General features: G+C 71.2%; 16 protein-coding genes and 1 riboswitch. Of the genes, 7 read left to right on the top strand and 9 right to left on the bottom strand.

The genetic code is table 11. The annotated features are described in order from the left end of the window. Positions 1 to 8: 8 nt before the first annotated feature. From ABH935_RS20305 to ABH935_RS20295, 3 genes are read right to left on the bottom strand one after another with little or no spacing between them, the layout of a single operon-like run. Positions 9 to 2,543 carry an FtsX-like permease family protein gene (locus tag ABH935_RS20305; RefSeq protein ID WP_370379476.1) on the bottom strand — a complete coding sequence of 845 codons (2,535 nt, stop codon included), beginning with the start codon at positions 2,541 to 2,543 and terminating at the stop codon, positions 9 to 11. Continuing rightward, complete coding sequence (locus tag ABH935_RS20300; RefSeq protein WP_370379475.1) at positions 2,543 to 3,760, bottom strand: ABC transporter ATP-binding protein; 1,218 nt, start codon at positions 3,758 to 3,760, stop codon at positions 2,543 to 2,545. The genes ABH935_RS20305 and ABH935_RS20300 overlap by 1 nt, the downstream gene beginning before the upstream one ends. Before the next feature lie 11 nt (positions 3,761 to 3,771). Then, positions 3,772 to 4,983, bottom strand: coding sequence for an MFS transporter (locus ABH935_RS20295; protein WP_370379474.1), 1,212 nt, complete (start codon positions 4,981 to 4,983; stop codon positions 3,772 to 3,774). A gap of 85 nt (positions 4,984 to 5,068) precedes the next feature. On the opposite strand from ABH935_RS20295, the gene ABH935_RS20290 reads away from it, so the two are divergent. Next, positions 5,069 to 5,653, top strand: coding sequence for an ABATE domain-containing protein (locus tag ABH935_RS20290; RefSeq protein WP_370379473.1), 585 nt, complete (start codon positions 5,069 to 5,071; stop codon positions 5,651 to 5,653). 150 nt (positions 5,654 to 5,803) lie between these two features. Here ABH935_RS20290 and ABH935_RS20285 read toward each other — a convergent pair whose 3' ends face one another. Further along, positions 5,804 to 7,162: a recombinase family protein gene (locus tag ABH935_RS20285; protein ID WP_370379497.1), complete on the bottom strand. Its 1,359-nt coding sequence runs from the start codon at positions 7,160 to 7,162 to the stop codon at positions 5,804 to 5,806. 325 nt (positions 7,163 to 7,487) lie between these two features. Beyond that, complete coding sequence (locus tag ABH935_RS20280) at positions 7,488 to 8,789, bottom strand: DUF3887 domain-containing protein (RefSeq protein WP_370379472.1); 1,302 nt, start codon at positions 8,787 to 8,789, stop codon at positions 7,488 to 7,490. Between the two features lie 107 nt (positions 8,790 to 8,896). On the opposite strand from ABH935_RS20280, the gene ABH935_RS20275 reads away from it, so the two are divergent. From ABH935_RS20275 to ABH935_RS20260, 4 genes are all read left to right on the top strand, one after another. Next, a complete protein-coding gene (locus tag ABH935_RS20275; protein WP_370379471.1) occupies positions 8,897 to 9,427 on the top strand; it encodes a helix-turn-helix domain-containing protein in 531 nt (176 codons plus the stop codon). 172 nt (positions 9,428 to 9,599) lie between these two features. Then, positions 9,600 to 10,802 carry a cytochrome P450 gene (locus ABH935_RS20270; protein WP_370379470.1) on the top strand — a complete coding sequence of 401 codons (1,203 nt, stop codon included), beginning with the start codon at positions 9,600 to 9,602 and terminating at the stop codon, positions 10,800 to 10,802. Between the two features lie 83 nt (positions 10,803 to 10,885). Further along, positions 10,886 to 11,089 carry a ferredoxin gene (locus tag ABH935_RS20265; protein ID WP_370379469.1) on the top strand — a complete coding sequence of 68 codons (204 nt, stop codon included), beginning with the start codon at positions 10,886 to 10,888 and terminating at the stop codon, positions 11,087 to 11,089. Positions 11,090 to 11,298: 209 nt separating this feature from the next. Then, positions 11,299 to 12,141: a serine protease gene (locus tag ABH935_RS20260; RefSeq protein ID WP_370379468.1), complete on the top strand. Its 843-nt coding sequence runs from the start codon at positions 11,299 to 11,301 to the stop codon at positions 12,139 to 12,141. A gap of 163 nt (positions 12,142 to 12,304) precedes the next feature. Here the strand turns inward: ABH935_RS20260 and ABH935_RS20255 are convergent, their stop codons facing one another. Further along, the gene (locus ABH935_RS20255) at positions 12,305 to 12,508 is read right to left on the bottom strand and encodes a cold-shock protein (protein ID WP_194918483.1); all 204 of its coding nucleotides are present in this window, start codon (positions 12,506 to 12,508) and stop codon (positions 12,305 to 12,307) included. Positions 12,509 to 12,894: 386 nt separating this feature from the next. Between ABH935_RS20255 and ABH935_RS20250 the strand changes: the two genes are divergently transcribed. After that, a complete protein-coding gene (locus tag ABH935_RS20250; RefSeq protein WP_370379467.1) occupies positions 12,895 to 13,449 on the top strand; it encodes a tetratricopeptide repeat protein in 555 nt (184 codons plus the stop codon). A gap of 85 nt (positions 13,450 to 13,534) precedes the next feature. Here the strand turns inward: ABH935_RS20250 and ABH935_RS20245 are convergent, their stop codons facing one another. Next, positions 13,535 to 14,245 carry a DsbA family oxidoreductase gene (locus ABH935_RS20245; protein WP_370379466.1) on the bottom strand — a complete coding sequence of 237 codons (711 nt, stop codon included), beginning with the start codon at positions 14,243 to 14,245 and terminating at the stop codon, positions 13,535 to 13,537. Positions 14,246 to 14,437: 192 nt separating this feature from the next. Continuing rightward, a complete protein-coding gene (locus ABH935_RS20240) occupies positions 14,438 to 17,455 on the bottom strand; it encodes an AAA family ATPase (RefSeq protein ID WP_370379465.1) in 3,018 nt (1,005 codons plus the stop codon). A gap of 261 nt (positions 17,456 to 17,716) precedes the next feature. Continuing rightward, a riboswitch (cyclic di-AMP (ydaO/yuaA leader) is annotated at positions 17,717 to 17,868 on the top strand. 11 nt (positions 17,869 to 17,879) lie between these two features. Here ABH935_RS20240 and ABH935_RS20235 point away from each other — a divergent pair. Continuing rightward, the gene (locus ABH935_RS20235) at positions 17,880 to 18,878 is read left to right on the top strand and encodes a transglycosylase SLT domain-containing protein (protein WP_370379464.1); all 999 of its coding nucleotides are present in this window, start codon (positions 17,880 to 17,882) and stop codon (positions 18,876 to 18,878) included. A 119-nt stretch (positions 18,879 to 18,997) separates the two neighbouring features. Here ABH935_RS20235 and ABH935_RS20230 read toward each other — a convergent pair whose 3' ends face one another. Beyond that, entirely contained in the window at positions 18,998 to 19,468 is a 471-nt protein-coding gene (locus ABH935_RS20230) for a type II toxin-antitoxin system PemK/MazF family toxin (RefSeq protein WP_370379463.1), read from the bottom strand. Positions 19,469 to 19,526 lie beyond the last annotated feature (58 nt).

Raw genomic sequence — 19,526 nt, 5'->3', positions numbered from 1 at the left:
TAGGGCTTCTATTCGGCACGCAGCGCCTGCAGGACTCCGATCCGCACGGCGCGGCGTGCCGGAGCCACGGCCGCCAGCAGCCCGGTGACGAACGTCGCGGGCACCACGACCGCCAGCAGCAGCACCGGGACCGACGGGGTTCCCGGCAGGTGGCCGTCCATGACGGCGCGCGCCAGGATCCAGCCGATCGGCACGCCCAGGACGACGCCGGTGAACGTGCCGGTCGCCACGGTGGCCAGCGCTTCGCTGCGGATCAGGGTACGGATATGGCTCGCCTCGGCGCCGACCGCACGGAGCAGGCCGATCTCCCGGGTGCGTTCCAGCACGCTCAGCGCCAGGCTGGTGACGACGGCCAGGACGCCGATCAGCAGGCTCAGGGCGAGCAGCGCGGTCATGATCGTGGCCAGGAGCTGGAAGCCCTGGGCGGCCCGGACGGCGAAGGCGGCGCGATCGTCGAGGGTGGCTTGCGGGTAGGCGGCGAGGGCGGCCGCGACGGCTCGGCGGGCCGACGCGGTCTGCCCCGGCTGGGTGCGGATCAGGACTTCCTCAAAGCCCTGATCCTGCGGCGGATACGCTTTCAGGTAGTCGGATTCGGGGATCAGGAAGGCGCCGAGGACCTGCTCATTGTCGTAGAGGGCGGCGATGCGGACGGGGCGGGTCCCGCCGACCGGGAACGTGATCGGGACGGTCTGGCCGAGGCGCCAGCCGTCGCGCTGCGCGGCCAGGGCGCTGACCGCCATAGTGCCGGGCGTGGCGAGGTCGTCGAGGCGGCCGGCGCTGACGCCGGGATCGACGTCGGCGGGCAGGGTGGTCGGGTCGACGCCGCAGGCCTTCTCGGAGTCGCCGGGCGCCTTGAAGATGCCGCAGGACAGGCCGGTCGCGTGGGCCACGCCGGGCAGCGCGGCGATGCGCTGGACCGCGCTCGGGTCGAGGGTGGCGCCGGTGCCGGCGGTGGTGGCGGCGACGAGGTCGGCGTGCAGGGAGCGGCGTACGTCAGCCTCGCTCTCGGAAACCAGGGAGGCCGCCATCGCCGCGACGATGGAGACGGTGGCCACGGCGACGGCGAGGGTGCCGGCGGTGCCTGCCACGCGGCGCGGCTCGCGGGTCATCTGGCGTCCGGCGAGGCGGCCTACGAACCCTGATACGACGGCGACGGCCGCGCGCGGTGCCGCCGTCAGCGGCCGCACGAGCGCCGGGCCGGCCAGGCCGACACCGAGGAGAATCAGGATACTGCCGAGGCCTGCCGGGGCGACGCTGCCGGCGCCGGCTTCCAGGGCCGCGCCGCCGAGGAACGCGAGCGCGGCTGCCGCACGTCGCCACCAGGACAGGCGTCCGGCGTGATCGGCGGTGGTGACGGCACTGAGCGCGGCGAGCGGTCGCTCGCGGGACGCGCGGCGGGCCGCCGAGGCCGCGGCGATGACGGAGATGCCGGGGCCGACGACGAAGCACAGGATGACGGTGCGCGCCGCGACGACGGTCGGGCCGGCCGGGAGCGGCAGGCCGAAGTGGCCGAAGCCCCAGCGCAGCCCGGTGGTGACGCCGAGCCCGAGCGGCAGCCCGACGACCGCACCGGCCAGCCCGACCAGCGAAGCCTCGGCGAGGACGAGGCGCGCCAGTTGCAGGCGTCCGGCACCGACGCAGCGCAGAAGCGCGAGCTCGCGGGTGCGCTGCGCGACGGTGACGGCGAAGATGTTCGCGATCAGCAGCGCGGCCACCACGACCGAGACCGTCGCGAAGACCTGCAGCACCGCGCCGATCGTGGAGGTCACCGACCCGACCTGGCTGACCAGCTGCGCCGCCTGCTGCGCCCCGGTACGGACGGTGTAGTCGCCGCCGACCGCCGCCGCGATGCGCGATTGGAGGACCGCCGGGTCGACGCCGGACGCGCCGACGGCCTCGACCGCCGCGACGGTGTCGCCGCTGCCGAGGAACGCGGCGGCCGTCGCGGAGTCGAAGCCCACGACACTGAGCCCTGCGATGTTCTGCGCGCCGCCGAAGCCGACGGTCCCGGTGACGGTGAAGCTCTGGACGCCGCGCGCCAGCGCCACACGCAAGGTGCTGCCGGCGGCGAGGTTGAGGCTTCCGGCCGTCCCGGCGTCGACCACGATCTGATCAGGACCCTGAGGCCACCGCCCGGACTGGAGGCTCACGAGCCGCAGGCGCGGATCCGCCGGGATCGACAGGCCGAGGCCACCGAGCGCGGAGGTGGTGTGGCCGCTGCGGTCGAGCGGCATGGCGTAGCCCTCGACAATGCCCTCGGCCGCGACGACGCCCGGTACCCCGCGCACCCGCCCGACGAGCGAGGCGGGCAGCGTCGGCGCCCCGGTGAGGACCGAGCCGCCGAAGCCGCGCGCATCAGTGACGACGGCGGACACCCCGGCGGTCGCGGCATCAGCCTGCTGCCGGACGCCCGCGTCGATGGTGTCGGTGAGGATGTAGCTCGACGCGAGAAAGGCGACGGCCGCCGCCACGGCCCCGCCGGTCGCGAGGGCGCGGGCCTTGCGGGCGGCGAGGCCGCGGCGCAGGACGGTGGCGATGCGCATCAGGCGGTCGCCTCGCGGCGGCGGCGGCGGGCGGCACGTTTGGTGGCGGCCGGGCGAGTGGCGGCCGGATCAGCACCCGGACCTGCGGCGGACTCGGCAGCTGAGCTGCCGGCAAGCAGATTGACGGCCAGGCCAGCGGCCGAATCGGCGGCTGCCGGATCGGTGACCAGTTCGGCGGCGGCTAGACGATCGGCGGCTGGGTCGGCGGCAAGACTCGCGGCAGCTGAGCCGGCGGCGGCTGGGCCAGCGGCGGTTAGGCCGGCGGCGACGCTCGCAGCGGCTGGGCCGGTGGCGGTTAGTTCGGTGGCGAGGCTGGCGGCGGCCGGATGATCGGCGGCTGGGCCGGTGGCGCTTGGGCCGGCGGCGGCTGGGCCGGTGGCGCTTGGGCCGGCGGCGACGCTCGCGGCGGCTGGAAGTGCGGCGACTAGATAAGTCGCTGGTCGGCCCCCACGTGAATCGGCGGCGGGATCGGCGGCCCGGGCGGCGGCGGCCTCCCCCGCATCCAACTCGTCCAGCCGCCGCAGCACCTCGGTGCCCGAAGGCGCCGCCACGTCGTCCACGATCCGGCCGTCGGCCAGCAGCAAGACTCGGTCGGTGCGGGCGGCGGCGGCCGGGTCGTGCGTCACCATCACCACGGTCTGGCCGAGTTCGGTCACGCTGCGGCGGAGCAGGTCCAGGAGTTCGCGGCCGGTGCGGCGGTCGAGGTTGCCGGTGGGTTCGTCGGCGAAGACCACGTCGGGTCGGGTGATCAGGGCGCGGGCCATCGCCACGCGCTGGGCCTGGCCGCCGGACAGTTGCGCCGGTGTGTGTTCCAGGCGGTCGGGCAGGCCCAGGAGGGTCACCACAGCGTCGAAGTGTGCTGCGTCGGGGCGGCGGCCGGTGAGTTGCAGCGGGAGCACGATGTTCTCGCGGGCCGTCAGCGTCGGCAGGAGGTTGAAGGCCTGGAACACGAAGCCGATGCGCTCGCGCCGCAGCCGGGTCAGCGCGCGCTCCGGCAGGGCCGTGATCTCCGTCTCGCCGATGCGCACCGTGCCGGCGTCCACGGTGTCCAGCCCGGACAGGCAGTGCAGCAGCGTGGACTTGCCGGATCCCGAGGGCCCCATCACCGCGGTGAAGGTGCCCTTGGGGATCGCGACGTCCACGCCGCGCAGCGCGGGCACGCGGTTCGGCTCGGCGCCGTAGCTCTTGGTCAGGCCGGCCGCAACGATCGTCGTCATGCCTAGGAACTCTAGGCTTTAGACTGTCTAGGTATCAAGAGGCAGCGCAGTAGCGCCACCGTGCCCAAGATCGCGACGGCCCCGCACACCCCGTTCCATCCGAACGCCGAATACGCCCGCACCCCGAGCCACGACCCCGCGCTCCCGCCGAGGAAGGCGCACGTCATGTACGCCGTGTTCAGCCGCGCCCGCTCCGACGGCCGCAGCGCGAAGATCCGCGCCTGGTTCGCGACCTGCCCCGACTGCATCGCGACGTCCAGCGCGAGCATCCCGACCGCCAGGCCCACGAGCCCGAACACGCCGCCCACCGAACCGGTCACCAGGACCGCCGCAGCCGCCACCACTCCGATCAGGCACCGCAGGTTCACCGCGTCCGGCCCCAGCCGGTCGGTCGCCCGGCCGGCCCGCGGCGTCGCGAACATGCTCCCGGCCCCGACCAGCGCCAGCACCCCGACCGCGGGTGTGCCGAGGTGGTACTTCGGTCCGGTGACGTGCAGCGCCAGCGCCGTCCACGCCGCGCTGAACGCCGCGAACACCAACACCTGGTACTGACACGAACGCCGCAGCAACGGCTCCGTCCGCAGCAGACGCACCGACGCCGCCAGCAACGCCGGGTACCGCTCGCCGGTACTCGGCGTCGTCGACGGCAGGAACGCGGCCATCGCGACCGACAGCAGCACCACCGCCACCGCCGCGACCAGGTACGGCGCACGCCAGCCGAGCCACTGCCCGAGCGTCCCGGAGAACGTGCGGGCCAACAGGATCCCGCCGATCAGCCCCGACAGCAGCGTCCCGGTCACCTCGCCGCGCCGCTCGGGCTCGGCCAGCCCGGCGGCCATCGGTATCAGGATCTGCGGCACGACCGTCGTCGCCCCGATCAGGGTGCTGGCGACGGCCAGCATCGGCAGCGTGTCCGCGGTCCCGGCGAGCACCAGGCCGACCGTGGTGAGCACCAGCAGCGTCGTGACCAACCGCCGGTGCCGTAGCCGGTCGCCGAGCGGGACCAGCAGGAAGATGCCGGCCGCGTAACCGAACTGCGCGCAGGTCGTGACCAGCGCGGCAGAGCTCTTACTCGTCTTGAGTCCGGAGGCTATCAGCGGGCTGATCGCCTGCGGGAAGTAGATGTTCGCGACGGCCACACCGCACGCGATCGACAGCAACAACGTCAACGGCCGGCTCAGGACCGGCTTCAGGGCAGGGGCGGGTACGACGAGTGCGGACACCAGAAGTCACCTCATGGGAACCGGTTAAAGTGGTTCAGTCAATGTACACCGGTCAAACCGGTTCCGCACGAGGTAAGCTGAGACCATGCCCGAGACGATCACCGAGTTCCGCACCGGTTCCGGCCGCCTGTGCCTGGACTTCATCCGAACGTTGAGATGGCGCGGCACGGATGGAGCGTTCGAAGAACTCGCCACCCCTGAGACTCTGGTCTCCTGGATCAGGCAGCTCGGGCCGTATGACGAGGACGTCGCGATCCCCACGCCGACGCCCCGCACGCTGCGCGCCGCACAAGAAACCCGCGAGGCGGTCTACGCGCTGTTGAAAGCTGCACGTGCCACGGCCCCCGCGGACTGCCCGCCTGACGCGCGCGGCCTGCTCAACAAGGCAGCGTCCGCGCCGACCCCGCATCCGGTCCTGAACGAAGACGGCGCGCTGCACCACACCGCGGACGACCCGGTCGCCGCGATCCTCGCCGCCGTCGCCCGGGATGCGCTCGATCTCGCGACGTCGCCGCTGATCGACCGGGTCCGCGACTGCGCGGGGCCGAACTGCGGCGCTTGGTTCCTGGACACATCGCGCCCCGGGACGCGCCGCTGGTGCTCGATGGACCGCTGCGGCAACCAGGCCAAGAAGAGCACGTGGCGCAGCAAGCACCCCGGCGCCGGGTAAGGTCCCGCCGCGCTCATCGCGAATGCCCCGACCCGCTCACCCCTGATGCCAGCCGCCGCATCCCGCCACGCTCATCGCTGATTTCGGCCGCCGAGCCTGCTGCTCATGCCGCACCGGAACGCCGCCGCCAAAGCCCGCCGGCCGCCGCACCTACAGCGGATGCGGCATGAAAGCGATCCGCCCCGGATCGAAAACCCCCCGGCTTGTCGTCTTCGGCCCCACCCGAATCACCGTGTACAAGAACCGCAGCACCTCGGCCCGCCGCCGCAGCGGCACCCGCGGCCAGTCCGCCCCGGCGTCCGGGCCGGTCACGATCCCGTCGATCGCCGACGCCGACCGCACCACCACCCCGCCGTGGACGTCGCCGAAGGCCGCGTGCTCGCCGTCCTCCGCGGACCGCGGGTCCGGGCGCCGGTTGCCCACCATCGGCAGCGACGCGACGCGCGCGGCGTCCCACTCCTGCAGGATGCGTACCGCGTCCTCCTGGACGTGCATCTCGAACGACGTCGCCCCGATCGAGCGCGCGCACTCCCCCGGCGGCTGGTTCCGGGTCGAGGCGCAGGCGTACATCCGGTAGCCGCCGACGACCGAGCCGACCATGCTGTGCCCGCACGCCAGGCACTCCACCAGCCCGGTCAGCAGGTAGCCCGAGCGCTCGGCGCCGTTGCGCGCGGTGGTGTGCCCGGCGCTGTGATTCGCCCGCAGCGCCCGGACCCGCTCCCAGTCCTCGACGCTGACGCACGGCTCCCACGCCGCGTGCAGGTATCCGCCGTCGTCGCCGCGGATCTGGCCGCGGAAGACGCGGATCCCGGCGTAGCGCGGCGCGTCCAGGATCCGGCCGACGCCGCCGACGGTCCAGTCCGAGCCCATCGCCGTCGGCACCTTTCGACCGTTCAAATCGAACGCGATGGCGCGCAGCGTCTCGCCTTCCAGGAACCGCGCGAACACCTCGCGCACCACCTTGGACTCGGCCGGGATCACCGATCCCATGCCGGACTCGTAACCGAACGCGCGGCGTCCGCCGCCGTGCGGCCGCCCGGCCAGCGCGGCACCCCGATGCGCCGCGCGCGAAGCCCGCGACACCGCCTGCGCCGCGCGCCACGCCACCGACGCGCGGTCGCTCAGCGTGCGCCGCTGCGCCGGGTCGGCCAGGTCCCACTCGTCGCCGACGCTGTGCAGCACGATCCCGTTGCGCTCGCTGGCGTTCAGCAGCCGCACCAGATCGTGCGCGCGATGGCGCAGCAGCGAGCCCGGCGCGTACAGGATCAGGTCCCTGATCTTCCTGCGCTCCACGGCCGCCAGCGTCGCCGCCCACCCGGGCTTGACGCCCTTGGCCTTCCACACCGTGCGCACCGCGTCGGCCTGCACGGCCGCCGGCGCCACGTGCAGCCGCCGCGACCGCGCGTACTCACGGCACTCGCGCTCACGCACGTCGACAGTGCTCTGATCCTCGTCATCGATGTGCGGTACACAGCAGTAGATACCCGCCGCGAACAACGGCTCTCGCATGTCAGCCACACCACAAATCTACTACGCTGCATAGGAGATGGGGAGTACCACCGGGCGAGAACCCAGGTCACAGCTTTCTAACGGGAACGATCCGAGCCCTGTCGAACACGTCGAGTGAGGCTCCGGACGAACACCGGCGCACGACCCACCGATTCGACGGCCCCGGGCTCTGACGTACATTCCCTATGGGATCCGCCTATCTCGCGAAGCACTTTACACCTGCGTGAGTAACTCGTATGCAGGTCTCTCACGGCAACCTTCTGACCAGCGCCGGGAATTCTGAAGAAATCGTGAAGTCGACGGAATCCGTTATAGAAGACCGAGGTCAGCCTCGGCGTACACGCATTCCTGAGAACAGTCGTTTGCCGCGCGGAGCCTCCGGAGCAAGCCACCGCACAATGTCATCAACCACCACAGAATCGACGTTCGCCGGAGTCGCGTACTCGGCCGGCGTCGACGTTCCGGCGCCGGGCGCGAACATGTGGTTGTCGGCGGCGTAGACCCGAATGTCCACATCCGCCCGATCCCCGATCCCCGCGCGCCACAATGCGAGGTCGTCCTCGACCGTGACCTGATAGTCGCGCCCGCCCTGCAGAATCAGCATCGGCTGCGTGAGGTTCTTCGCCGTAGCGACCGGATCGTAGCCGCGCATGTCGAGCCAGTAGGCCCCGGAGTAGCCGAGCGGAAGGTCGTCGGTCGGTGTCGAGGACGACAGATCGGCGCGCTCGACGTTCGCGGCCTGCCCCTCCATGACGGCGACCGTCTCGTCCGGGATCAGGCCGAGACCGGCCAGGTAGCGCACGACCCGCACGGCCGAGCGCTGCATCGGCGCGGCGTCGGCCGCCATGAGCACGAGCCCCGCGATCCGCGGCTCGGCCTCGGCGGCCCGCGGCGCCATCTTCGCGCCCATGCTGTGCCCGACGACGTGGATGCGGTCGGAGTCGATCTCAGGATTCTGATCGAGCTGCCGGAAGGCGTCGCGCACGTACGGCAGGTACTCGTCGGCGGCGGTGAACTCCAGCATCTCGGCGAGGACCCCGGCGTGCACGGCGCCGACCTTGTCGAAGCGCACGCTCGCGACGCCACGGCTGCCCAGCCCCCAGGCCAGGTCCTTGAGCGGTTTGAGCGGACCGGCGGTGCCGTCGCGGTCGAAGGGCCCGCCGCCCGACAGCAGGATCGCGGCCGGGAAAGGCCCCGCGCCGCGCGGGACGGTCAGCGTGCCGGGGACGGCCAGCGGGCCCTCGCCGACGACGACTTCGTGCTCCGTGAACTGTTTCGGAGCGGCGTAGGACGGCGCGGTCCACTCACCGGGAGCCGCGATACGCAGGCCCTGCAGCAGTCCGTCGCCGGCCGTGGCGATGAAGATCGCGAGATCGCCCTTGGTGAAACTGACGGTGGCGCTCACCCGCGTCAGCGCGTCGTCGATCGGCTCGGTACGGGCGACGCCGAGCCCGACGACGTCCCCGAGCGGCACGGCCTCGGCCTCCCACGCGGCCCGGACCGCGTCGGCGGAGACCACCGCGGCCAGATTCGGGGCGAAGAGCGCCTCGATCGCCTGCCACCGGCCCTGATCGGCCAGTTCCACGAAGTGCGCCATCAGCGCCGCCGGGTCGTTGATCGCTTCCATGGCTCCCCCTGGTGGGATCTGTGCGGCCTTCCAGCCGACATCCTGCGCGTCGGATTTTCAACCTTTCGCATCTTTGAGAAAGGTAGCATCTATGAGATCGTTGGTCCATGGACCCGCTGAAGCTCCTGGCACATCCGGTCCGCCTGCGCGTCATCCACGCGCTGCGCGGCGGCCGCGTCCTGACCGCCGGCCGGCTGAGCGAGCGCGTCGGCGACGTCTCCAAGGCCACGCTGTACCGCCACCTCGACCTCCTGACGGAAGCCGGGGTACTGGAGATCGCCGAGGAACGGCGCGTGCGCGGCGCCGTCGAGCGCCACTACCGGCTGCGCGGCGAGCGCGCCGGCATCGACAGCGCGCAGGCCGCCGAGCTGACGAAGGACGACCACCGCGTGGGCTTCGCCGCCGCGACCGCGGCGCTGCAGGCCGAGTTCGCGGCCTACCTGGAACGTCAGGACTCTGATCCGGCGGCGGATCTGGTCGGCTACCGCCAGCACGCGGTCTGGCTCAGCCGCGAGGAGTTGGAGACGTTGATCAGCGCCCTGCGGGCGGCGATCCTGCCAGCCCTGGAAAACGAAGCGTCCGAGCAGCGGTCTCAATATCTGTTGAGTCCGATCCTGTTCCCCATCGAGCAATCCTGAGTCAGGTCGCCGCATTCGTCCTTGTCAGCGTGCTGAGCCCCGACCCCTTCCCGATTCATACCGATTCAACCCCCGATCCGACCCTTTATTCATCACCATGCGCGAGTTAGGCTGACGGTCAGTTAGTTAGCGTACAAAAGCTAACTTGTGCCACCTGGAAAGGATCAGGCGTATGACCATCGCGGACCACCCGGCCGAAGTCCTCGCCGTCCCCGCCGACCGCGGAGCCTGTCCGTTCGACCCGCCGCCCGCGTACGACCAAGCGCGAGAACAGAATCCCGTCACCCAGGTGCGGCTGTTCGACGGCACCACCGCGTGGATGCTCACTCGGCATCAGGACGTGCGGGCCGTGCTTCAGGACCGCCGGTTCAGCGCCGACGCCGCCAAGGCCGGGTTCCCGTTCCTCAGCCCGGGACGCCGGGAGCTGGCCACGGGCAACCCCACCTTCATCCGCATGGACGATCCGGAGCACGCCCGGCTGCGGCGCATGCTCACCTCGGACTTCATCATCAAGCGGGTGGAGGAGATGCGCCCGCACGTCCGGGCGATCGCCGTGGAGCTGCTGGACGCGATGATCCGGGACCGCGACCACGCCGACCTGGTCACCGAGTTCGCGCTCCCGCTGCCCTCGCTGGTGATCTGCCTGCTGCTGGGCGTCCCGTACGAGGACCACGCGTACTTCCAGAAGTGCAGCAGCACGCTGCTGAACGCCAATTCCACCGCCGCGCAGGTCGAGCAGGCGCGCGACGAGCTGAACGCGTACATCAAGCGGCTGGCCGAGGCCAAGCGGGAGAGCGACGACGGCAGCATCATCAGCCGGCTGATCCACCGCGAGGACCTCACCTGCGACGAGGTCGCGACGATGGGCACGCTGCTGCTGGTCGCCGGGCACGAGACGACCGCGAACATGACCTCGCTGTCGATCCTCACACTGCTGCGCAACCCGGACCAGATGGAGCGCCTGCGCGACGACCCCACGCTGATCCGCGGCGCGGTCGAGGAGATGCTGCGCTACCTGTCGATCGTGCACACCGGGCTGCCCCGGGTCGCGACCGAGGACGTCGAGATCGGCGGGCAGACGATCCGGGCCGGCGACGGCGTGCTGCTGATGATCAACACGGCCAACCGGGACGACGAGGCGTTCCCGGACGCCGACTCCGTGGACGTGGGCCGGGACGCGCGGCGGCACCTGGCGTTCGGCTTCGGCGTGCACCAATGCCTGGGGCAGCCGCTGGCCCGGGCCGAGCTGCAGATCGCGCTGGACGTGCTGCTCAACGGGCTGCCGGAGCTGCGGCTGGCGGTGCCGTTCGAGGAGATCCCGTTCCGGCACGACATGCTGATCTACGGCGTGCACAGCCTGCCGGTCGCCTGGTGACGACGGTGAACCCGACCAGCCCGGCAACACCTGCGAGCCGTGCGAACACTGCAAGCCCTGCAAGCCCTGCGAGGAGCGTCAAGATGCGGGTCGAGGCAGACCGGTCGAAGTGCATGGGCGCCGGCATGTGCGCGCTGAACGCGCCGGAGGTCTTCGACCAGGACGAGGAAGAGGGCCTGGTCGTCGTCCTGGAGCCGGAGCCGCCGGCCGAGCACCGGTACGCGGTGCGCGACGCGGTGAATCTGTGTCCGGCCGGAGCGCTCCGCTTCGAGGGGGACCAGGAGTGAGCTCGATCCCCGAGCTCTGAGACACAGCGCTCTGAGACACCCCGATCCCATCACCCGCACCGCCTCGGCCCCGCCGTGACCAAGGCGGTGCGAGTACGGGCCGGGTCGTGGCATTTATATCAGGACCCGTTGACACATGCCGGATTCGTTCCTACGCTCCGCCGCGTGCCAATAGGCGCATGCCACCACCCTCGCCCCATGGAGATCCCATGCTCAAGCGAACCGCGGCGATGCTCGCCGCGGCGGCCGTGACCATCACGGCCGCCCTCACCCTGACCGCCGGGACCGCGACCGCCGCGCCGCGCCCCGACGTCAGCGTCACCCTGGCGAGCACCATCGCCCTGGACGACTGCTCCGCCTCACTGGTCCGGTATCCCACCTCGCAGGACACCGACCAGGCTCTGATGCTCACCGCGGGGCACTGCTACGAGGGCGGCGAGCCCTCGGCCGGCCAGGTGCTGCAGAACGTGGCGAGCAGCCGCTCCGGCACGCTGCTGGACGCCAACGGCAACCAGCTCGGCACCGTACAGGCCGACAAGCTGCTGTACGCGACCATGACCAACACCGACGTGGCCGTGTACGAGCTGACCGACACCTTCGCCTCCCTGGCGAGCCAGTACGGCGCCACCCCGCTCACCCTGTCCGCGAGCCACCCGACCAGCGGCGACACCATCGCCATACCGTCGGGCTACTGGGACCAGACCTGGAGCTGCACCCTGAACGGCTTCGCCGGCACGGTCGAAGAGGACCAGTGGACCTGGCACGACTCGCTCCGCTACGGCCTCAGCGGCTGCAGCGTCATCGGCGGCAGCTCCGGCTCCCCGGTCGTGGACACCAGCACCGGCCAGGTGGTCGGCGTGAACAACACGATCAACGAGGACGGCCAGATGTGCACGCTGAACAACCCGTGCGAAGTCGCGTCGGACGGCACCACGACGGAGACCCAGGGGCAGGGGTACGGGCAGGAGACGTACTGGATCACGACGTGCCTGAACTCGTCGAACGCCATCGACCTGACGGTGTCAGGCTGCCTGCTGCCTTCGGGGTCGTAGCGGGTAGGGGCTGACGGCCCGACTGACAGTCCCGGCCGACAGTCCGCGCCGACGGCCTCGACAGGGCCGCCGACCCCCCGACCTTCCCGACACAAGAACACCGCCCGTCCCCGTCGATGCGGGAGCGGGCGGTGTTCGAGTGTTCGAGCTGGCCATCGGCGCCTTAGATGGCGCGGACGTCCTCAGCCTGCGGACCCTTCGGTCCCTGGGTGACGTTGAACTCCACAGCCTGGTTCTCTTCCAGGTTGCGGTAGCCGCTGCCGGTGATCGCGGAGAAGTGGACGAAGACGTCCGGGCCCCCACCATCCTGCTCGATGAAGCCGAAGCCCTTTTCGCCGTTGAACCACTTGACCTTACCCGTTGCCATGAATCTCCTCGATACCTGCGGCCGCACCCACCTTGTGTTGGACGCTTGCGCCAGCCAACTATGGCACGACATGTGGCGTCAGCCCTACTACTAATCGTCCAGATCACCGCAGTCGGTGGCAGCTTTCACTCGCCATTTCGCGCGTCGGCATGCCAGCACTGGTGAGTTTTGCGAACTAGTATCGCGACGCAACTATAAGCGAACGCGGCGCGAGACCCCGGCGGAGGGACGTGACGGGACCGACGGGGCTACCGATGGCTTTATGAACATAGACGTACATATACTGTCGGCACGACGTGGGGTGGGTCGCGAAGCAGCAAGCGCCAGGGGGTTCGCACGTGCCAGGCCGTTGGGGAAAGCAACGCGGTGAAGGATCTCCCGATGCCATGTACGCGCTCGGCAAGCGGCTCGTCGGACAGGGTCAGACCCTCGAAGCCGAGTCGCCGCTGCGCGAGGCGGCCGATGCGGGCACGGTGAAGGCCAAGACCCTGCTCGGCGTGCTGCTCCACCAACGAGGGCAGCATTCCGAGGGGGAGACACTGCTCCGGGAGGCAGCCGACGCCGGCGACGCGGACGCGATGGAGATGGTCGCCTTCATCCTGCGCAAACGAGGCGAGCACGCCGAATCCCGGGACTGGCTGGAACGCTCGGCCAACGCCGGCAACCCCCACTCGATGGCGAAGCTGGGCCAGCTCCGCCACGAGGAAGGCGCCACCGCCGACGCAGAGCGCTGGTACAAGAAGGCCGCGAAGACCGGCCACGCCGACGCCGCGTACAACCTCGCCTGCCTGCTGTTCCAACGAGGCGACGCGAGCGGGGCCGAGCGCTGGGCTCTGCGAGCCGCAGACGCCGGCAGCGTCGAGGCGAAGCGGACGCTGTTGGCCCTCGCCGACGAACGCAGGCGCGACAGACACGGCGAGGAGTTCCTGCGGCGACGGTAGGCGAGTCAACGACCGATACGACTGCAAATGGCGGCCGCGCAGATCACGAATCTGCGCGGCCGCCACAAGCTGTGACCGAGCCCAGCTACGGAATCTCGCACCCATCCGGACCGCAGACCGCGCCCTCCGGCGCCTCGCCGACGACCTTCAGCGCCGGCGACTGAGCGGCCCACGCCTCCTGCAGCGCCTGGGTGAAGACCTCAGCGGGCTGGCCGCCGGAGACCCCGAACTTCCGGTCCAGCACGAAGAACGGCACGCCGTTCGCACCCAGCGCCTGCGCCTCCTGCTCGTCGGCGCGCACGTCGGCGGCGAAAGCGGTCGCATCGGCCAGCACGGCACGGACCTCGGTCTCATCCAGACCGGCCTGCACCGCGAGCTCCACCAGCCGCTCGTCGTCGAAGACTGAGCGTTCCTCAGCGAAGTTGGCCTGGTATGCCAGGTCCAGCAGCTCGTTCTGCTTGCCACGCGTCTTGGCGAAGTGCAGAACCCGGTGAATGTCGAAGGTGTTGCCGTGATCCCGGCCCTCAGCCAGGTAGCCCAGACCAGCGTCAGCAGCATTCGCCGCCACCCGCGCCTCAGCCTGCTTGGCCTGCTCCAGGCTCATGCCGTACTTGCTCGCCAGCATCGGAAGCACCTGGACGGTGTCGCCCTTGGCGCGCTGCGGGTCCAGTTCGAAGGAGCGGAAGACCACCTCGACGTCGTCCTTGTGGTCGAAGGCCTGCAGGCCCTGCTCGAAGCGCGCCTTGCCGATGTAGCACCAGGGGCAGGCGACGTCACTCCAGATCTCGACGCGCACGGCGGTTCACTTCCTTATGACTAGGGGCGGGTCACTACTGGCGGTTCAAAGTTGAGATGCGGGCCCGGAGGGGGTTGGGGCCCGCACGCTTTGTTCAACGGTGAACTACCTCGCGGAATTCCTCGGCCCCGCGTGACGCGAGCCACGTGATGCAAGCCGCGCGGCCTCAGCCACGTAGCCCCGGCTCGGTCGTCAGACGTGCTCCACTCGGGCCACGGGCTCGGCACCGGCCAGTTCGGCGCGGCTGCTGACGCCGAAGCGGCGGAACAGGCGGGTCAGGTTGCCCTCGACCGCCTTCACCGATACCTGGAGCGCCGCTGCTATCTGGCGGTTGGTCGCGCCGGAGCGGACCAGTTCCACGATCTGGCGCTCGGTCGCGCTCAGCGGTTCGGCCGGGGTGTCCAGGCGGGCCAGGCGGCCCTGGACGAAGCGGAGCCAGGGGCCGCAGCCGGCCGCCGCGTAGGCCGTCGCCGCCGATTCCCATGCGGTGCGGGCGGCGGCGCGGCGGCGGGCGCGGCGCTCCAGTTCGCCGAGGGTGACCTCGGCGCGGGCTATCTCCAGGGGGTACGGGTGCTCGGCGGGGATGGCGGCGCGCAGGCGGTCGGCGGCTTCGCGGGCGTCGGCGGCCAGGCCGTGCCGCAGCAGGCGGGCCCGGGTCAGGCCGAGCTTCACCACGTCGCGCTCCAGGCGGCGTGCCGCTTCCTGGGCCTCGTCGAGGATGCGGTCGGCGGCGGAGAACGAGCCGCAGCGGGCCAGGGTCTCGGCGAGGTCGGCGTCGACCAGGAACGTCGCCGGGTCGACCATGCCCACGTTGCGCATCAGGGTCCTGCCGCGCGCCAGGTGGTGCGCGGCCTGCGACGAACGGTCCAGCAGGAGTTCGGCGCGGCCCAGGAAGGCGTGCGCGTAGCCGGTGAACTCTGAGTCGCCGGAGGCGGTGCCCGCCTCTATCGCGCGCTGGGCCACGTCGACAGCGGCTTCGGCGCTGCCGTTGGACAGCTCCGCCGCGGCGGCCAGGATCAACGCCTGCACGCTGGAGGAACCGGTTTCGGCCCGCAGCCGGCTGCCCAGCAACGCCGCCTCGTGCGCCTGACGGCACTGGCCGGCGCGCTCGTTGACCGACGCCACCAGATGCAGCACGTCGCCGAGGTCGCGCAGCCGCCCGGCACGCTCGACATCGGCACGCAGCCGGGCCGCGGTGGCGAGCGCGTCCGCGACGTCGCCGCGCCGCAGGAACCAGATGATCAGGGATTTGCGAACCGCGATGGACGGCAGGGTCAGGTCGCCGCCCAACCCCAGGGCCTCCGCCTCCTCCAGCGACTCGATGGCACGCTCGGGGTCGGTCTGGATCTCGGTCGGCACGCGCATCGCGATCGACTCCGCGCGCAGATTGCGGTCGCCGGTGGCCAGGGCGTACTCCTCGGCACGCGCCAGGGCGGTCAGCGCGGCTTCGACGGAGCCGGAGCGGAAGGCGTGGTCGGCGCGCTGGAGACTGACGCGCGCCTGCAGGTCAGGACGCCCGACAGCGTCCGCCTCGGCGGCTTCGAGCAGGGCGGCCTGCGTCGATATGTCGTCGTCGAGCTCGACCAGGAGCAGGCGCGCGCCGACGCGGCACGCCGGGTCCGGCCCGGCCGCGACGGCTTCGGCCGCTTCCCGGGCCTGGCGCGGCAGCCCGGCGTCGAAGGCGGCGCGGGCGGCTTCCAGGAAGCGGTGCGCGGCTTGGACCGCTGCGGCCGGGCCCGTTTCGGAGTCCGTGTCAGGGCCCGGGTCGGAGCTTGAATCAGAGCCTGAATCAGCGTCCGCCGATGCCGCGCTGCCATTCGCCAGTGCTTCGCCGACTTCCGTGGTCGCCGACGACGGTTCGGCGAACGCTGTGTTCGTCGAGGACACCGACAGCTTGTCGGTACCATTCGCCGCCTGCACGCTACCGTTCGCCGATGCCGAGCCACCCCGAGCCGAGGTTTCGGTCGCGGTTCGGGCTTCGGCTCCGGCGCCTCCACCGACAACGCCAATGCCGCCATCCGCCGGCGTCCGCTCAGCCGCCATCCGGTACAGCTCCGCAGCCGTCCCCGGCGCCCCGCGGTGCACCGCGATCCGCGCCGCTTCCTCCAGCTCCGCGGCCAGTTCCTCGGTCGCCTCCGACGTCGCCAGCGCGTGGTGTCGGGCCCGCTCCAGCGGGTCGTCGTGCGCCTGCGCGAGCTTCGCGTGGCATTCCTGGCGGGCCTCTATGTCAGCGTCCGCATACACGATCTCGCGCAGCAACGGATGCGCGAACCGCGGCTCCAAGTCCCGTCCCGAGACGATGATGCCCGAGGCCAGCGCCTGCGACAGGCCCCACTCGTGGCCCGCCAGCAGCTCACGCGGCGGCCGCGCGGCCGTCGAGATCAGCAGCAGCGCGTCGCGGGCCGCCTTCGGCAGCGCGTGCAGGCGGTCGGCGAGCAGGCCGCGCAGCCGCTCGGGCACCAGCAGCGGGTCGCCTTGCTGCACCACGGTCCCCGATCGCAGCGCGGCACGGCCCAGCTCCAGCGCGTAGAACGGGTTCCCGCCGCTCGCGTCGCGGATCCGCTGCGACAGCTTGTCCGTGGGCCGCAGCCCCAACCGGGTCCGCAGCAGCTCGGAGACCACCGGACCGGGCAGGTTGCCCAGCGCGATCTCGACGGCGTCCTCCGGCAGGAGTCCCCACCACGTGGGCTCCTGTCCCTCCGACAGCCGCTCGGCGGCCAGCACCCGCACCCGGCTGCCCTGGCGCCGGCGCACCGCGAAGGCCAGCACCTCGGCGGTGGCCGAGTCCAGGCAGTTCACGTCGTCCAGGATCAACAGCACCGGACGCTCCGCGGACAGCGCCCGCAGCGCCTCGACCACCGCCACGCGGATCGCGAGCTGGTCGGTGGCCGCGCCGTCCGGCACCGAGCGCATCAGCACGCCGTCGAAGGCGGGGCGCAGGTGGTACGGGACGACTTCGGGCTGCGAGGCGACGGCGTCGGAGAACAGGTCGTACAGGCCCAGATACGGCAGCCACGACTCGGCCGCCGCCGAGGCGCTGCGCAGCACCAGCTGCCCGGCGGCCGCGCACGCCGAGCCGATCGCGTCCAGCAACGCCGATTTGCCGATCCCGGCCGGGCCGCTGACCAGGACCCCGCCGCCGGCGGCCAACGCCGCCATGCATTTCTCGAGCGTCTGCTGCCGGCCGAGTATCGCTGGTGCGTCCTTCACGCAAGGAAGTGTCCTCCCGTGCGCGGCCTATTGGCGAGTCCGAAGTACCGGCTCGTGCACGGAGCGTCTCTGACGTGCGGCGAAATACCTTATGCCCGATTCCTCCAGCTATACCCCCGGCGAATCAATCACTGGATATAGAAGGTGCAGCTACATAGCGCGTTGTTATCTTTTCGTGACCATCTCAGCGTGCTTTTTCCAGGGTCGGCCCGCTACGGTCGCACACCAGGCACGCCGGTCCTAGACCCGGAAATCGGGACACCGGCGCCTACGCCGAATCCCAAAAGCGCGCAAAGCGCCGGACGGGAACCGGGGACCCACGTCCCAATGGGGTGAATCCGCTTCCGAAGTGGTAGGGCAGCCTCTTTCGCCCGAACCCGTCAGCTAACCCGGTAGGCGGTCAAAGAGGAAGAACACGACATACATGCGCACTCCCCTGGTGCTCAGCCGCCGTTCCCGCGGCCTGACCCTGACCGCCGCCGCCCTCGGCGCGGTCGCCGTCCCCACCCTCGCCTCGGCGGCTCCCGCCCTGGCCGCGGCCCCCCACGCCGCTCCCGCCGCCGCCCCGGCGCACATCCCGGCGCTGGTCCCGGCTCCGGCCTCGGCCGTGGCCGCCGCGGTCGCCGCCGCGGCTCCGGCCCCGGCGCACGCCGCCCCGGTCGCCGCCGCGGCGCCGAAGGCCGCCGCTCCGAAGGCCGCCGCCGCTCCCAAGGCCAGCGCCCCGCAGGCCGCGACCTACACGGTGCACGCCGGCGACACGCTGTCCGGCATAGCCCAGGCCAAGCTCGGCGACGGCAGCAAGTACCCGGAGATCTTCAAGCTCAACACCGGTAAGGCTCAGGCCAAGGGCGGGAGCCTGCAGGACCCGAACCTGATCCTGATCGGCTGGGTCCTGAACCTGCCGAGCGCGAACGGCTCCGCGGCCCCGGCGGCCACCACCTCGAACCAGCCGGTCATCGAGTCCGCCCCGGTGAAGGCGACGCAATCGAGCCAGTCGAGCCAGTCGACCCGCTCGACGCAGAGCACGCAGACGCAGACCCAGAGCTACCAGACCTCCTCGGCGTCCACCGGCTCGTACGCCAACAACCTGGACGGCTGGATCAAGCAAGCCATCTCGATCCTGAACTCCAACGGGTACTACGTCTCGTACAACGCGATCTACCAGACCGTGATGCACGAGTCGGCGGGCAACCCGAGCGCCACCAACGGCTGGGACTCCAACGCCGCCGCCGGCCACCCGTCGATCGGCCTGATGCAGACCATCGCCCCGACGTTCAACGCCTACGCGCTGCCGGGCCACGGCAACATCTACAACCCGGTGGACAACATCATCGCCGGCGTCCGCTACGCGGCGGCCACCTACGGCTCGCTGGACTCCGTCGTCGCGGCGCGCTGCGGCGGCTCGTGCTGGTACGGCTACTGATCCGGTAGCCGTCCCCCGAAGAACCCCGGCGACTCCCCTGCGCCGGAAACCGAAAGCCCCCGAGCGTCCGTGCTCGGGGGCTTCGGCCGTGGAACGGCGTGGGTGTGAAAGGCGCCGGCCTAGTAGCCCTCGCCGGTCCAGCCGTAACGCTTGTGCAGGTGGCCGACGACGTTGTCGAAGTCGCCGCGGTCCAGCGCGTGCCCCTCGCGGCGGATGCCCTCGGGGTGCACCCGCACCACGCGGTCGATCACGGCCCAGGACTCGCGGGCGTCGCGGTCCCAGTCGCCGGTGCCGACGCTGACCCAGTTCTCGGCGTCCGGATGCCACTTGCTGGTCAGCTTGATCGCCAGGAAGTTGCCGGTCGCCTTGCCGCGCGCCACCAGCAGCACCGGGCGGTCCTTGCCGCGGCCGTCGTGCTCCTCGTAGGGGACCCAGGTCCAGACGATCTCACCGGGATCCGGGTGGTGGTCCTCCTCCGGATCCCACTCCGTGTGCACCACGCCGATCTTGTGCGGGTCGATCTCGATCGTGTCAAAGGGCGGGAACCGGCCGGGCGAGTTCCCCCACTGGTCGTGCTCATGCTCTGCCATGGCGCCGAACTATGCCAAAAGAGTGAGCGGGGCCGCCAACCGCCTTGAGCTCCGTCCC

Source organism: Catenulispora sp. GAS73, from assembly GCF_041262085.1.
Taxonomy (GTDB): Bacteria; Actinomycetota; Actinomycetes; order Streptomycetales; family Catenulisporaceae; genus Catenulispora.
The sequence above is the reverse complement of the archived record's forward strand: the minus strand, read 5'-3'. Positions and strand labels throughout refer to the sequence as shown.